Annotated in this window: 9 protein-coding genes; 3 read left to right on the forward strand and 6 right to left on the reverse strand. The window is 71.5% G+C overall.

Features of this window, described 5'->3' with window-relative positions; translation table 11 throughout:
* The first annotated feature begins 41 nt into the window (after positions 1-41).
* Genes ACFWY5_RS33770 through ACFWY5_RS33780 form a run of 3 tightly spaced genes read left to right on the forward strand, consistent with a single transcriptional unit; the run spans position 42 to position 9,749 of the window.
* Positions 42-4,748: an SDR family NAD(P)-dependent oxidoreductase gene (locus ACFWY5_RS33770; RefSeq protein ID WP_379636700.1), complete on the forward strand. Its 4,707-nt coding sequence runs from the start codon at positions 42-44 to the stop codon at positions 4,746-4,748.
* Positions 4,745-8,605 (forward strand): SDR family NAD(P)-dependent oxidoreductase, encoded by a 3,861-nt coding sequence (locus tag ACFWY5_RS33775; RefSeq protein WP_379611817.1) that lies wholly within the window; start codon positions 4,745-4,747, stop codon positions 8,603-8,605. Before ACFWY5_RS33770 ends, ACFWY5_RS33775 begins: the two co-directional genes overlap by 4 nt.
* On the forward strand, positions 8,592-9,749 hold the full coding sequence (locus ACFWY5_RS33780; protein ID WP_379611818.1) for an acyl-CoA dehydrogenase family protein: 1,158 nt from the start codon (positions 8,592-8,594) through the stop codon (positions 9,747-9,749). The genes ACFWY5_RS33775 and ACFWY5_RS33780 overlap by 14 nt, the downstream gene beginning before the upstream one ends.
* Here the strand turns inward: ACFWY5_RS33780 and ACFWY5_RS33785 are convergent.
* From ACFWY5_RS33785 to ACFWY5_RS33810, 6 genes are read right to left on the reverse strand one after another with little or no spacing between them, the layout of a single operon-like run.
* Positions 9,712-10,509 carry a 4'-phosphopantetheinyl transferase family protein gene (locus ACFWY5_RS33785; RefSeq protein WP_379636702.1) on the reverse strand — a complete coding sequence of 266 codons (798 nt, stop codon included), beginning with the start codon at positions 10,507-10,509 and terminating at the stop codon, positions 9,712-9,714. The two genes, ACFWY5_RS33780 and ACFWY5_RS33785, sit on opposite strands and share 38 nt — an antisense overlap.
* Positions 10,500-11,294, reverse strand: a complete 795-nt coding sequence (locus ACFWY5_RS33790; protein WP_379611820.1) for a thioesterase II family protein — start codon at positions 11,292-11,294, stop codon at positions 10,500-10,502. Before ACFWY5_RS33790 ends, ACFWY5_RS33785 begins: the two co-directional genes overlap by 10 nt.
* Before the next feature lie 10 nt (positions 11,295-11,304).
* Entirely contained in the window at positions 11,305-12,375 is a 1,071-nt protein-coding gene (locus tag ACFWY5_RS33795) for an HAD-IIIC family phosphatase (protein WP_379611821.1), read from the reverse strand.
* Positions 12,372-13,496: an acyl-CoA dehydrogenase family protein gene (locus ACFWY5_RS33800; RefSeq protein WP_379611822.1), complete on the reverse strand. Its 1,125-nt coding sequence runs from the start codon at positions 13,494-13,496 to the stop codon at positions 12,372-12,374. Before ACFWY5_RS33800 ends, ACFWY5_RS33795 begins: the two co-directional genes overlap by 4 nt.
* A complete protein-coding gene (locus ACFWY5_RS33805; RefSeq protein WP_379611823.1) occupies positions 13,493-13,741 on the reverse strand; it encodes an acyl carrier protein in 249 nt (82 codons plus the stop codon). Before ACFWY5_RS33805 ends, ACFWY5_RS33800 begins: the two co-directional genes overlap by 4 nt.
* Positions 13,742-13,756: 15 nt before the next feature.
* Positions 13,757-14,599 carry a 3-hydroxyacyl-CoA dehydrogenase family protein gene (locus tag ACFWY5_RS33810; RefSeq protein WP_379611824.1) on the reverse strand — a complete coding sequence of 281 codons (843 nt, stop codon included), beginning with the start codon at positions 14,597-14,599 and terminating at the stop codon, positions 13,757-13,759.
* Positions 14,600-14,601: the final 2 nt, after the last annotated feature.

Raw genomic sequence — 14,601 nt, forward strand, 5'->3', positions numbered from 1 at the left:
GGGCCCGACCAGAAGCACAAGCCAATTCCGTGAAGAGGGGCATGTTGATGGACCAGCACCACTCACCGGGCGAATCCGATGTCGCGATCATCGGCATGGCCGGCCGGTTCCCAGGGGCCTCCGACGTGGGGACGTTCTGGCGCAACATCAGCTCGGGCGCCGAGTCGTTCACGACGTTCACCGACGAGGAACTGATCGAGTCCGGCGTCAGCCCCGCGACCTTCCAGCAGCCGAACTACGTGCGCATCCGGCCGATCCTGGAGGGGATCAAGGGCTTCGACGCCGCGTTCTTCGGCTACAACCCGCGCGAGGCGACGCTGGCCGACCCGCAGCAGCGCATCTTCCTCGAGTGCGTCTGGGAAGTGCTGGAGTCGGCCGGGTACGCCCCCACCGACGGCCGCGGCAGCGTCGGCGTGTTCGCCGGCATGAACATCAGCGGCTACCTCCTCACCCGGCTCGGCGCCTTCAACATGGGCATCGACACCTCCGCCCTGATGATCGGCAACGACAAGGACTCCCTGGCCACGAACGTCTCCTTCCGCCTGGACCTGAACGGCCCGAGCCTGTCGGTGCAGACGTTCTGCTCGACCTCTCTGGTGGCCGTCCACCTGGCCGGGGAGAGCCTGCGCCGCGGCGAGTGCGACATGGCCATCGCCGGCGGCGTCTCGGTGCGCATCCCCGACCGCATGGGCTACCTGTGGGAGGAGGGCGGCCAGGAGTCGCCCGACGGGCACGTGCGCACCTTCGACGCGCAGGGCCGCGGCAGCATGTTCGGCGACGGCGCGGCGGTGGTCGCGCTGAAGCGGCTGGACGACGCCGTGCGCGACCGCGACACCGTGCTCGCGGTGATCCGCGGCTCGGCGATCAACAACGACGGCGCGATCAAGTTCAGCTACCTGGCCCCGAGCATCGACGGCCAGCGCCGCTGCGTGTCCGCCGCCCTGAAGCGGGCGGGCGTGGACCCCAACGACATCTCCTACGTCGAGGCGCACGGCACCGCCACCGAGGTCGGCGACCCGATGGAGGCCGCCGCGCTCACGCGGGCCTTCGGCCAGACGAAGAAGAAGCAGTACTGCGTGCTCGGCTCGATCAAGCCGAACGTCGGCCACCTCGACCGCGCCTCCGGCGTCACCGGCCTGATCAAGGTGATCCAGTCGCTGCGCCACGAGCTCATCCCGGGGACGCTGCACTACACCTCCCCCAACCCGGAGATCGACTTCGACAGCAGCCCGTTCCGCGTGACGGCGGAGAACACCCCCTGGCCGCGGGAAGCCGAGCGCGCGCGCATCGCCGGCATCAGCTCACTGGGCATGGGCGGGACCAACGCGCACGTCATCCTCACCGAGGCGCCGGTGCCCGCGCCGCGCAAGCAGCGCGCCCGCCGCTGGCAGATCCTGCCGGTCTCGGCCAAGTCGGCCGCCGCCGCGGAGAACTCCTGCGCCAGGCTGGCGGAACGGCTGCGCGACAACGACGTGGACCTCGGCGACGTGGCCTACACGCTGCAACTGGGCCGGCGCGTCTTCAACCACCGCAAGATCGTCATCGCCGACTCGACCGGCGAGGCCGCCTCCCGGCTGGCCGACCCGGCCGGTTCGCTGGGCCGTAACGACGCGACGGTCGGCCGCAAGGCCGGGTTCCTCATCGCCGGGGTCGGCGAGCAGTACCCGGGCATGGTCGCCGAGCTGTACGCCGAGGAGCCCGCCTACCGCGCCGACGTCAACGAGTGCCTGACGGTGCTCGGCCTGACCGAGCCCGGCCAGCTCTCGGACATCTTCGTGACCCCCTCGGGCGAGAGCGAGGACACCGCCGGCGACCTGGCCAGGCTGCTGGGCCGCAGCGCGCCGGCGCCCGCCTCCGCCACCGAGGCGCACCTGGTCCAGCCGGCCGTCTTCGTCGCCGAGTACGCGCTGGCCCGCCAGTTCATCCGCTGGGGCGTGCGGCCCGAGGTCATGGTCGGCTACAGCCTCGGCGAGTACGTGGCCGCGTGCCTGTCGGGCGTGCTGTCGCTGGAGGACGCGCTGAAGCTGGTCGCCTACCGGGCCAAGCTGATCACCTCGCAGCCCGACGGCGCGATGCTCGCCGTCGCCGCCGACGAGCGGCGGCTGAAGACGGTTCTCGGCTCACTGTTCTCCGACGAGCTGGACGTGGCCGTCAGGACCGGTTCGCAGGTCGTGCTGGCCGGACCGGTCGAGGCGGTCGAGTCGGCCATGGAGAAGCTGCTGGAGGTCAAGATCGGCCACCGGCGCCTGGAGACCACCCACGCCTTCCACTCCCGGATGCTGGCCCCCGTCGCCGACGAGCTCACCACCTGGATCAGCGACAACATCACGCTCAACGCCCCGGAGATCCCCTACGTCAGCAACGTCACCGGCAAGCTCGCCACCGCCGAGGTCGTCACCGACCCCGGCTACTGGGCCCGCCACATGTGCGAGACGGTGGAGTTCGGCGCCGGTCTCGAGCACGTGCTGAGCGTTCCCGAGCTGGCACTCGCCGAGATCGGCCCCGGCCAGTCGCTGGGCGCGCTGACCCGCGGCCACGCCGCCTGTGACCGCGACCAGTGGCCGCTGATCGTCACCACGCTGCCCGCCGCCGGCGACCGCCAGGACGCCAACGCCGCCGTCGCCGCCGCGCTGGGCCGCCTCTGGCTGACCGGCGTGCCGGTCGACTGGGAGGTGCTCCACGACGACGAGGGCTGGCGGCCCGGCCGCGTACCGCTGCCGACCTACCCGTTCGAGCGGCAGGACTACTGGCTCGACATCGACCTGAACTCGTCCATGATGGGCGGCGGCAGCGGCGCGGCGCTCTTCGACGAGAGCGACCCGACGAGCATCGCCAAGGCCTTCCCGCGCCTGCCGGACACGGAGTGGATCCACACGCCGGTGTGGAAGCAGACCGCGCACCGCCCCGCCCGCGCCGACGAGGCCACCCGCTGGCTCGTCTACACCGACGACGGCCTCGCCGACTCGCTCGCCGCGCGGCTGCGCGCCGAGGGCCGCGAGATCGTTCAGGTACGGCCAGGCGACCGCTTCACCAGCGACGGCGACGTGCTGACCGTCCGGCCCGGCTCCCCCGAGGACGCCGTGTCCGCGCTGCGCGAGCTCAACGGCCGGGACTGGCTGCCCGAGCGCATCGTGCACATGTGGAACGCCGAGCACGGCAGCGAGCCGATCGACACCTGCCTGCAGCGCGGCCTGCACAGCGTCGTGGCCTTCGCCCGCGCCGCCGGCGACCTGGGCCTGCCGGGCTGGTGGCTGGACATCGTCACCAGCGGCAGCCACCACGTGCTGCCCGGCGACCGCATGACGCCGGAGCGCGGCACGCTGCTCGGCCCGGCCCGGCTCATCCCGGTCGAGTACCCGAGGGTGAAGACCCGCCTCATCGACATCGACGAGGTCAGCGCCCGCGAGGTCGTGTCCGAGTTGCTCACCGAGCCGACCGACCAGGTCGTCGCACTGCGCGGCGGCAGGCGCTGGATCCCCGACTACGAGTCGCTCGACGCCGCCTACATCGAGGCGGCCCCGCCCGCGGCGACGGTCCGCAAGGGCGGCGTCTACATGGTGACCGGCGGTCTCGGCGGCATCGGCCTGGCCATGGCCGAGCGCCTGGCCGAGGACTACCAGGCCCGCCTCGTCCTGCTCGGCCGCACCCCGGTGCCGCCGCAGGACCAGTGGAACCAGATCCTGGCCGCCGACAGCACCGCGAGCGAGGTGCGCCGGCGCATCGAGGGCCTGCGCCGCCTGCAGTCGGCGGGCATCGAGGTGCTCACGGTCGCCGCCGACGTCTCCAAACTGGATGACGTACGGCGGGCCGTACGCGAGACCCTGGACCGCTTCGGCGAGCTGAACGGCGTGCTGCACGCGGCCGGTGTGCCCGCGGTGGGCCTGATGCAGTTCAAGACCGGCGCCGACATGGACCGCGTGCTGGCCCCGAAGGTGGCGGGGACGCTGGCCCTGGCCGAGGTGCTGAAGGACGTGCCGGTGGACTTCCTGGCGCTGTTCTCCTCGACCACCTCGGCGACCGGCGGCGGCGCCGGCCAGGTGGACTACTGCGCGGCCAACGCGTTCCTGGACTCCTTCGCCTTCAGCGACGCGCTGCCCGGCGTGGCGCTGGCCTCGATCGACTGGTGCGAGTGGGAGTGGAACGGCTGGACCGACGGCCTGGAGAACTACGACGAGGGCTCCAAGCAGTACTTCGAGTGGTACCGCGGCGAGTTCGGCCTGTCGTTCGACGACGGCTGGAAGACGCTGCAGCGGGTGCTGGCCAGCGGCCAGCGGCACGTGGTGGCCTCCACGCAGGAGTTCGCCCCGCTGGTGGCGATGAGCCGCCGCTCGTCCATCGAGAGCCACCAGGCGACGGTGAAGAAGATCCGCGACGCGTTCGGCAGGCACCCGCGGCCGGACCTGTCGACGGCCTACGTCGAGCCGCAGAGCGAGACCGAGACCAAGATCGTCGAGGTCTGGGAGGAAGCGCTCGGCCTGGAGCAGGTCGGCATCCATGACAACTTCTTCGAGCTCGGCGGCAACTCGCTGCTCGGCATGGAGATCATCGCCGACGTCAGGAAGGCCCTGGAGCTGTCGTACCTGCCGCCGCACATCCTCTACCAGGCGCCCACGGTGGCCTCCCTGGCCGAGGCCGCCACCGCGCAGGACAGCGGCGACGACGACGAGCAGGACGACGCCAGGGACCAGCAGCGCTCCAGGATCGCGCAGCGCCGCAACATGCTCAGGAGTGGGAGGAACAACGTATGACGGAGACCACCGACTATGACTCAGCCATCGCGCTGATCGGGATGTCCGGGCGGTTCCCCGGGGCGAGCAACGTCGATGAGCTGTGGAGCAACCTGCTGGCCGGCGTCAAGGGCCTGCGGAAGATCACCGAGGAGGAGCTGACGGAGTCGGGCGCCGAGCCCGGCACGCTGGCCGACCCCCGTTACGTCCGCGTCGGCGGGCCGGTGGACAACCTGGCGATGTTCGACGCCTCGGTCTTCGGGATCAACCCGCGTGAGGCGGAGTCCATGGACCCGCAGCACCGGCTCTTCCTGGAGTGCTCGTGGGAGGCGCTGGAGAGCGCCGGCTACTGCCCGACGGACGTGCCGGGACAGGTGGGCGTGTTCGGCGGCTGCGGCTTCCCCGACTACATCGTCAAGAACATCAACCACCTCATCTACCAGCCCGGCGGCGCGCTGCTCATGGCGGTCGGCAACGAGCGCGACTCCCTCGCCTCGCTGGTCGCCTACAAGCTGGGCCTGCGCGGCCCGGCGATCTCCGTCCAGACGTTCTGCTCGACCTCGCTGGTCTCCGTCCACCTGGCCTGCCAGAGCCTGCTGACCTACGAGTGCGACATCGCGCTGGCCGGCGGCGCCTTCACCCCGCTGCCCCAGCCCTCCGGCTACCTGTACGAGCAGGGCGGCATCATGTCGCCCGACGGGATCGTGCGCAGCTTCGACGCCGAGGCCGGCGGCACCGTCATGGGCAGCGGCGCCGGCGTGGTCGCGCTCAAGCGCATGTCAGAGGCGCTGGCCGACGGCGACGTGATCCACGCGGTCATCCTGGGCTCTGCCGCCAACAACGACGGCCGCATGCGGGCCGGCTACACCGCGCCGGGCGTGGAGGGCCAGGCCGAGGTGATCGAGTCCGCGCTGGGCGTGGCCGGGGTCAAGCCCGAGACGGTCGGCTACGTCGAGTGCCACGCGACCGGCACCATGCTGGGCGACTCGATCGAGCTGGCGGCCATGAACCGCGTCTTCCGCACCGGCCGTGACACGCCGTGCGTGCTGGGCTCGGTCAAGCCGAGCCTGGGCCACCTCGACCGCGCGTCGGGCGTGACCGGCCTGATGCGGGCGGCCATGAACCTGAAGAACGAGCTGCTGCCCGGCACCCCCAACTACCAGACGCCCAACCCGGCGCTGGCCTCGGCGCAGGACCGGTTCACCGTCCTGACCGAGCACCAGGCGTGGCCGGAGGGCCCGCACCCGCGGCGGGCCGGCGTCAGCTCGTTCGGGCTCGGCGGCACGAACGCGCACGTCGTCCTGGAGCAGGCGCCGCCCCGCGAGGAACGGCCGGCGCGTCCCGGCCCGCACCTGCTGGTGTACTCGGGCGGCGACGACCAGGCCCTCACGGACGTGACCACCCAGCTGCGCCGCTACCTGGAGGACGAGGACGGCGTGGACCTGGCCGACGTGGCCTACACGCTCCAGGTCTCGCGCGGCGGCTTCGCCAAGCGCCGGGCGGTCGTGGTCCGCGACCGCGACGACGCCATCGCCGCGCTGTCCGACCCGTCGCGCTGGATCGACGGCAAGACGCAGCGCCGCCACGCCAAGGTCAAGCTGATCCGGCCGGCCGGCGAGGTCCCGGACAGCTGGTGGGCCGGCCTGCGGGCCGCCGCCGCCGAGCTGGCCACCGGGGAGGCGGCCGCCAAGCTGCGGGCCGTACCGGATGAGACGGCGGGTGAGGACGACCCGAGCGGCCGTGAGGCGGCGCTCACCGCGTTCGCCTACAGCCTGACGGCGCTCGGCATCCGCACCCTGCGCGACGGCAAGGACCAGGCCAACGGCGTCGAGGAGCTCGTGGTCGAGCCCGACGGCGAGCAGCCGGCGGCCGAGTGGGTGCTGGCCGCGCTGGCCAAGCTGTGGCAGGGCGGCGTCACCGTCGACTGGCCCGCGCTGCACAAGGGCGAGGGGCGGCGCGTGCTGCTGCCGACCTACCCGTTCCAGAAGCGCAGGTTCTGGGTCAAGCCGCTGCCCGGCCAGGCGCAGGCGCCGGTCGCCGAGGGCAAGAACTTCGACCGCTCCCAGTGGACGTACCTGCCCACGTGGAAGCAGCGTCCGCTGTCCACCACCGACCTGGACGAGCAGCTCAGGCTGGCGGGACCGTGGCTGGTGTTCACCGCCGACGCGCGCGGCGAGGCGCTCGTCGGGCGGCTGAACCAGGCCGGCGCCGAGGTGACCGCGGTACGGCCCGGCGAACGCTTCGAGCAGGACGACGCCGGCGACTTCACCATCCGGGCGGACAAGTCCGACGACGTGGCCGAGCTGATCTACTCGCTCGTGGCCGGCCCCCGCGCCATCGTGCACGGCTTCAGCCTGGCCAGCCCGGAGGCTTCCGGCGACCCGGTCGAGCACTTCACCGCCGAGCAGAACCGCGGCTTCTACTCCGTACTCGCGCTGGCCAGGGAACTGGTGGACAACACCGGCTCGGCCCCGCGCGCGGAGCTGGTGCTGCTGACCTCGCAGGCGGTGGGCGTGGCCGGCGCCGACCTGCGCCACCCCGAGCACTCCACGCTCGCTGCCCTCGCCCCGAGCCTGGCCCAGGAGAACCCCCGGCTGCGCGCGCGGCACATCGACGCCGACGAGGTGGCCGAGGACGCCCTGCACCTGCTGGCCGCCCAGATCCTGGCCGCCTCCGTCGCCCCATACGAGGGGCCGATGGCGGTACGCGCCGGCGAGACGTTCGTGCGCGCCTACGACCAGCACCCCATCGCCGAGCCCGAGGGCGAGGCGCGGCCGATCCGCGACGGCGACACCGTGCTCATCACCGGCGGTCTCGGCGACGTGGGCCTGGTGCTCTCCCGCCACCTGGCCAGCACGTACGGCTGCCGCCTCGTGCTGACCGCCCGCTCCCCGCTGCCGCCGCGCGAGGAATGGGACGCCTACCTGGACGGGCACGACGGGGACCGTACCTCTCGGCACATCCGCAACATCCGCGACCTGGAGGCGAGGGGCGCCACCGTGCTCCCGCTGTCGGCGGACGTGGCGAACGAGGAACAGATGGCGGCCGTGGTCAAGGCGGCGGTCGGCCGGTTCGGCACCATCGACGTCGTGGTCCACGGCGCCGGGGTGCAGGACGGGGCGTACTTCAACTTCGCCCACCTCATGGACCGTCAGCAGTGCGACGCCCACCTGGCCGCCAAGGTCACCGGGTTCCACGTGCTGCAGAAGGTCCTGGGCGACCGCTGCCCGGAGCGCCGGATCACGCTGTCGTCCATCGCCTCGGTGCTGGGCGGGATGACGCTGGCGCCGTACGCGGCGGCCAACGCCGCCCTGGACGCCTACGTCAGGCAGGCCAGGACCGCGGGCGAAGGCCGGTGGGTCACCGTCGACTGGGACACCTGGGCGATCGACCCCGACCGGGTCGAGGGCCACAGCGAGGCCGTGGTCGGCTACGCGATGGCGCCCGCCGAGGGCGTGGACGTCTTCGAGCGCACGCTGTCCGCGGCCGACCGCGCCGGTCACTTCGTCATCTCGACGGGCTGGCTGGAGACGCGGATCGCGCAGTGGGTCACCGGCGACATCCACGACACCGACGGCGACTTCGACGAGCAGGAGCGCCACCCACGGCCCGAGCTGAACAACGCCTACGTCGAGCCCGCCCCCGGCACCGAGACCACGCTGGCCGACATCTGGTCACGGGTGCTCGGCATCGAGCCGATCGGCGCGCTGGACAACTTCTTCGAGCTCGGCGGCCACTCGCTGCTGGCGATCGAGCTGACGACCCGCATCCGCCGGGCCGTGAGCGCCTCGATCCCGGTGACGGGACTGCTGGAGTGCCCGACGGTCCGCCAGCTCGCCGCTCTTCTCGACGCGAGGGACGAGGATGAAGCAGCCTGAGTACCTGCGCACGGTACAGGCCTTCGCCCGCCGCGAACTCCTGGGCAAGGACGCCTACCTCGACTCGCTGGCCGAGGCTCCGCTGCCGCTCTACGAGCGGTTCGCGGAGACCGGCCTGGCGAACTGGTGGCTGCCGGAGGAGAGCGGCGGGCTGGGCCTCGGCCTCGAAGAGAGCGTGCGGATCACCGCCGAGCTGGCCTACGCCGACGCGGGGGTGGCCTTCACGCTCTTCATCCCCGTCCTGACGACAAGCATGGTCTCCTGGTACGGCAGCGCCGAACTCAAGGAGCGTCACCTGAAGCCGCTGGTCAACGGCGGCTACGCGGCGACCCTGGGCAGCGAGCACGCCGCCGGCAGCGAGCTGGCCAGGATCACCACCACGGCCCGCCGCGAAGGCGACCAGATCGTGCTCGACGGCGAGAAGGCGTTCTCCACCAACACCGGCTTCGCGAACTTCCTCGTGGTGGTCGCGCGCGCCCAGGACGACCCGGCGGGCTACCTCGCCGTCCTGGTCCCCCGCGAGACCCCCGGCGTCAAGATCGACAAGCGCTGGGACGTCATCGGCCTGCGCTCCTCGGCCACCTACCAGGTCTCCCTGTCGGGCGTGCGCGTGCCCGCGGCCAACGTGCTGCGCGGCAACGGCCTGCGCCTGCTGGAGATCGGCCTGAACGCCAGCCGTATCCTCATCGCCACCACGGCGCTGGGCATCGCCCGCCGCATCCGCGACGTCTGCATGGAGTACGGCAAGGCCAAGCAGGTCAAGGGCGCCCCGCTGGCCGGCAACGCGGTCTTCGCCGCCCGGCTCGGCCAGTTCGAGATGCAGATCGAGGTCATGGCCAACCAGTGCCTGGCGGCGGCGCGGGCGTACGACGAGGTGGCGGCCAGGCCGGACGCCGGCGAGGAGTTCCTGCGCGTCGGCACGCTCAAGCAGGCGCTGACCACGAAGATGTTCTGCGGCCAGACCGGCTGGCAGATCGCCTCGGCGGCGTCGGAGATGTTCGGCGGGCTCGGCTACACGCACGAGTCGGTCATCGGCAAGCTGACGCGCGACATGCGCTACGTCTCGATCGTGGAGGGCGGCGACGACGTCCTGCGCGACCTGGTCTTCAGCCGGTACGTGGTTCCGGTGTCGAAGCGGTCGTGACGACGGCCGCCGCGTAGCCGGGCGCCACGTCCAGCCAGCGCACCGGCCACTCGCCGTCAAGGGAGCGCGAGCCCACCAGGGCCGCGCTCCCTTCGTGTGCCGGGGTGACCCGGGTGTCGCGCAGTCCGGCCAGGCCGACGCCGGTGGCCTTGATGTAGGCCTCCTTGGCGGTCCACAGCCGGAAGAACTCGGGCGCGCCCGCGGCGCGGACGCGCTCGACTTCCTCCGGTTGGTACATGCGCGCGGCCAGCTCCAGGATGTCGACGTCGGAGCTGATGCGCTCGACGTCGACACCCACCCGCCGGCCCTCGGGAGCTACGGCGATCAGCGCCCACTCCCCCGAATGCGACAGGTTGAAGTCCAGACCCTGGGAACGGTCGCACCCATCCGGCAGACGGCCGGACCCATCCAGCGGACGGTCGGACCCGTCGCCGGTGCCGGGGCCGGGGCCGGGGCGGTCGGACCCGTCCACGGCGGGGGCGAGACCAAGGCGGCCTCCGTGCCCTTGCGTGTGGAGTGCTTCGGTGTGGACGGCGAGGCGGGGGCGGCCGCCGGCTTCCGTGCTGAAGGCGAGCCGGGCGGCGGGGATGCCGCACAGCTCGCCCAGAATCCGCTTGAGCGTCGAGCGCGCCACCACCCAGCGGCGGCGCTCCAGCGGGTCGGCGAAGCGCAGCGCCCGCTCGCACTCGGCCTCGGAAAGGGCCGACCAGCCGGGCATGCCCGGCCGGTCGAGGTGCACCTTCCACACCTTCACACCCACGGCCGCAGCGCCTCCGCGAGGATGCGGTGCGTGAGCATGGCCTGCTCGAAGACGGCGAAGTGGCCGCCGTCGAAGGGCCGCAGCACGAACGCCGCCGCGGTCTGGTCCCGCCAGCCGATCACCTTGGACTCGGCGATGCGCGGGTCCCTGGTGCTCGGCAGCGCGGTGATCGGCAGGTCCAGGGGCGGCTCCTGCGCGTACGTGTAGGTCTCCTTGATCGTGAAGTCGGCCTGGATGGCCGGCAGGATCATCGCCATGGCGCCCTCGTCGCCGAGCAGCCACTCCGGCGTGCCGCCGAGCCCGCGAAGGAACGACACCAGCTGCGGCCTGGTCATCGTGCGTACCGGCTGGCCGTCCTCGTAGGTGACCTGCGGCGCGTCGCAGCCGGAGACGAACAGGTGCACCGGCTCCGGCCCGCCGCGCCGCCGGATCTCCCTGACCAGCTCGAACGCCACGAGCGCGCCGAGGCTGTGCCCGTAGAGCGCATAGCGCCGCCCGGCGGCGTTCAGCTCCACGTCGGCCAGGACGACGTCCGCCAGATCGGAGACCAGGGCCCCCATCCGCTCGTAGGCCGGCTCCTTGTGCCTGGCCTCCCGGCCGGGCGGCTGCACCGGCTGGACCGCCACCCCCGGCAGCTTGCGCTGCCAGAGGCGGAAGGCCGAGGCCGCGCCGCCCGCGTGGGGCAGGCAGTACAGCGGGAGCGCGCCGGGTTCGGCGCCGGTCTGCGTGCGGAAGGGCAGCCAACGGTTGAGCGCGTCCGTGCTCATCACGTCGTTGACGGTCATGGGGGGCGCCTCATTCCACGATCTCAAGCTGTACGTACGACGGCGGCGGCTGGACCACGCTCAGGTCGGCCTCCAGAACCACGTGCGCTCCGTCCCTGCTCACCTCCCGGAACCCGGCGAACGCGTAGGTGACCTGCATCATGCGGTTGCGGCCCGTCTCGACGAAGTCGGCGCGGACCGCGGCCCCGGCCTCGGCGGCCAGGCGCATGATGTGGTTCAGCAGGACCATGCCGACGCCGCGTGACATCACCCGGCACGACATGAGCATCATGTTGAGCCGCCAGACCTCCTCCTGCTTCTCCACCAGGGCCAGCCCGATCTTGCCGTAGCTGCCGAACTTGTCGGTGAGCGAGGCGACCAGGACCAGGTGGTCGGGCGACTCGCGCAGCGTGTCGAGCTCCTCGTAGGAGTAGGTGCGGCCGGTGGAGTTGAGCTGGTTGGTGCGGACCGTGAGCTCCTCGGCCCGCTGCAGGTCGTCGCGGAGCGCGGGCGCGATCGTGAACGACATCTCCAGGCTGGCGAGGAACTCCTCGTTGGTGCCGACGAACTCGCTCTCCAGCTCGTCGCGGGCGATCTGGCCCTGGTACATCTCGCGGCGCAGCGCCGACTCGTCGGTGACGAAGCGGGGCTGGAACTCCGGCCGCTCCAGCGCGTCGTGCAGCTCCAGGATGTCCACGCAGGTCACCTCGGGCACCGCGTGGGCCACCTCGCCCAGCTCGAACGGCTGGTCGTCGACGAACGCGAAGGCGTCCAGGCCCAGGTTGAGCGCCTTGGCGATCCGGCGGATGGACTCCGACTTGGCGTTCCAGCCGATCTGCGGGAACAGGAACATCTTGTCCAGGCCGAGCACGCGCAGCTTCTCCAGCGCGGTGTCCCGGTCGTTCTTGCTGGCGACCGAGTGGAGCACGCCCTTGCGGTCGAGTTCGAGTATCGCCTCCACCACGCTCTCGCGGACGTGCACCTCCTCGTCCTCCAGCAGGACCCCGTCCCACAGCGTGTGGTCGAGGTCCCAGACGATGCACTTGATCCGCCCCTGTACGGGTTTCTCGGGCAGGAGGGCGACGGACTCTTGCACGGTCATGGCTTCTCCCGATCTGCCTGACCAGCGATGGTCATGCGCTGGATCTCGTTGCTGCCTTCGATGATCTCCATCACCTTGGCGTCCCTGTAGAAGCGCGCCACCGGGTAGTCGGGGGTGAACCCGTTGGCGCCGTGGATCTGGACCGCCTCGGAGGCGTGCTTCGCCGCCGCGGTGGAGGCGAAGTACTTGGCGATCCAGGTGGCCATGAGCGTGGCCGAGTCGCCCGCGTCCTTCAGCCGGCCGGCCTCGGCCAGCAGCAGGCGGGCCGCCCGCGCGTCGGTGACCATGTCGGAGAGCTTCGCCTGGATGAGCGGGAGGTCGCGCAGCGGCTTGCCGCCGACCTCACGCTTGGCGGCGTACGCCGCGCTCGCCTCCAGGCAGCCCTGGACGATGCCGACCGACCCGGCCGCCACGCTGTAGCGGCCCAGGTCGAGGGTGCCGGTGAGGACCATCCCCGCGGTGAAGCCGCTCGGGCCGAGCAACGCCTCGCGCTCGACCTCCACGTCCGCGAAGGTGATCTCGGCCAGCATGGACGCCCGGGTGCCCAGGATCTCCTCGATCGGGCGTACCCGGACGCCCGGGGTGTCCTTCGGCACCAGGAAGGCGCCGATGCTGGAGGCGGTGCGGGCGAAGACGAGGAACACGTCCGCCCGCTGGCCGCCGGTCGTCCACTTCTTGGTGCCGTTGATCACCCAGCCGCGGTCGGTCTCCGTGGCGGTGGTGGTGATGCCGGAGGTGTCGCTGCCGGCGCCCGGCTCCGACAGGCAGAAGGCGCCCAGCGCCGCTCCGCTCGCCAGTGCCGGGCCCCACTGCTCGCGCTGGGCCGGGGTGGCCCAGCGCTGCACGGTCCACGACAGCATCGTGTGCACGGTGAGCAGGCTGCGGACCGAGGAGCAGCCCCGGCCCACTTCCTCGTGCACCTCGCCCAGCGTCACCATGTCCATGCCGGCGCCGCCGTACCGCTCGGGCAGGAAGGGGGCCCACAGGCCCGCTTCGCTCGCCTTGCGGATCAGGTCCTCGGGCACGCGGCCGTCGAGGTCCCAGGCGTCGGCGTGGGGGACGATGTGCGCGTCGACGAACTCGCGGGCCGAGCGCCGGTCGGTGACCCTGCTCGTGGTCACGCCGCCACTCTCGCCAGCCTGTCGACCAGCTCGGCCATCGAGTCGGCGGTGCGGAAGTTGTCGATGCGCAGCTCGTCGTTGGGGATGGTGACGGTGAAGGTCTTCTCGACGAACATCACCAGCTCCATCGCGAACAGCGAGTTGACGAAGCCGAGGGCGAAGATGTCCTGCGCGGCGTCGAGCTCGGCCTGCGGGAAGCGGCCACGGACGAAGTCGAGAATCTGGCCCTGAGCGGTGTTGGACATGGTGGTGAACCCTTCTCAGTTGTAGGTGTAGAAACCGCGGCCGGACTTGCGGCCGTGCAGCCCGGCGTCCGTCATCTGCTTGAGCAGGGGGCACGGCCGGTACTTGCTGTCCGCGTAGTGCTCGTAGAGCACCTCGACGGAGTAGAGGATGGTGTCGACGCCGATCAGGTCGGCGGTCTCCAGCGGGCCCATCGGGTGGCCGAAGCAGCTGCGGAAGACCTCGTCGACGGACTCGGCGGTGGCGACGCCCTCGTGGACCAGGTACGCCGCCTCGTTGACGGTGAGCATGAGCACCCGGTTGGAGACGAACCCGCAGGCGTCCTTGACGTCGATGGCCTTCTTGCCCATGGCCTTGAGCAGGTCGCGCGTACGCTCGACGGTCTCGGTGGAGGTGTGGAAGCCGGGGATCAGCTCGCACGCGGGCTTGGCCGGCACCGGGTTCATGAAGTGGACCCCGACGACCTTGTCGGGACGCCGGGTGATCGAGGCCATCTTGGTGATCGGGATCGCCGAGGTGTTGACCACGAAGACCGTGTCGGGCCCGCAGACCTCGTCGAGCTCCTCGTGGACGGCCCGCTTGACCTCCCAGTTCTCGGTGACGTTCTCGATGACGACCTCGGCCTTGGCCGCGCCGCCGACACCCACCGACGTGGTGATCCTGGACAGGATCTCGTCGGCGTCCAGCGCCGGTCCGCCCATGAGCCGGCTCATCCGCGCGTTGCGCGAGATGGTTTCGAGCGCCTCCTTGAGAATCTGCTCGTCCTTGTCGACCAGGACCACGTCGTGCCCGGTCTGCGCGAGGTTCTGGGCGACGCCGACGCCCATGACGCCTGCGCCGATTACGCCGATCAAAGCCATGA

This window comes from Nonomuraea sp. NPDC059007, assembly GCF_042740555.1.
Lineage (GTDB): Bacteria > Actinomycetota > Actinomycetes > Streptosporangiales > Streptosporangiaceae > Nonomuraea.

Bases quoted from the DNA above. Each gene is read 5' to 3' on its own strand.
- ACFWY5_RS33790 (WP_379611820.1), bottom strand. From the start codon at position 11,294: ATGACCGTCAACGACGTGATGAGCACGGACGCGCTCAACCGTTGGCTG.
- ACFWY5_RS33770 (WP_379636700.1), top strand. From the start codon at position 42: ATGTTGATGGACCAGCACCACTCACCGGGCGAATCCGATGTCGCGATC.
- ACFWY5_RS33780 (WP_379611818.1), top strand. From the start codon at position 8,592: ATGAAGCAGCCTGAGTACCTGCGCACGGTACAGGCCTTCGCCCGCCGC.
- ACFWY5_RS33805 (WP_379611823.1), bottom strand. From the start codon at position 13,741: ATGTCCAACACCGCTCAGGGCCAGATTCTCGACTTCGTCCGTGGCCGC.
- ACFWY5_RS33775 (WP_379611817.1), top strand. From the start codon at position 4,745: ATGACGGAGACCACCGACTATGACTCAGCCATCGCGCTGATCGGGATG.
- ACFWY5_RS33810 (WP_379611824.1), bottom strand. From the start codon at position 14,599: ATGGCTTTGATCGGCGTAATCGGCGCAGGCGTCATGGGCGTCGGCGTC.
- ACFWY5_RS33795 (WP_379611821.1), bottom strand. From the start codon at position 12,375: ATGACCGTGCAAGAGTCCGTCGCCCTCCTGCCCGAGAAACCCGTACAG.